At 73.8% G+C, this 221-nt stretch carries 1 protein-coding gene; it reads left to right on the top strand.

Annotation, left to right across the window (positions count from 1 at the left end):
• Positions 1-221 (top strand): helix-turn-helix domain-containing protein (locus tag GST15_RS12775; RefSeq protein WP_233263192.1); only part of this gene is annotated, 221 nt, incomplete at both ends.

The following is a 221-nucleotide window of genomic DNA, read 5'->3' as shown; positions in this document are numbered from 1 at the left end:
GCCGTCGAACAGCGACGACGTGCGGGAGTTCCTCACCTCCCGCCGCGCACGGATCACCCCCGAGCAGGCCGGACTGCCCGCGTACGGCGGCAACCGGCGGGTGTCGGGACTCCGCCGCGAGGAGGTCGCGATGCTCGCGGGCGTGAGCGTCGACTACTACACGCGCCTCGAGCGCGGCAACCTGTCCGGCGCCTCCGACAGCGTGTTGGAGGCGCTGGCCC

It is taken from the genome of Cognatiluteimonas profundi, assembly GCF_009792795.1.
GTDB classification, from domain to species: Bacteria; Pseudomonadota; Gammaproteobacteria; order Xanthomonadales; family Xanthomonadaceae; genus Cognatiluteimonas; species Cognatiluteimonas profundi.
The sequence above is the reverse complement of the archived record's forward strand: the minus strand, read 5'-3'. Positions and strand labels throughout refer to the sequence as shown.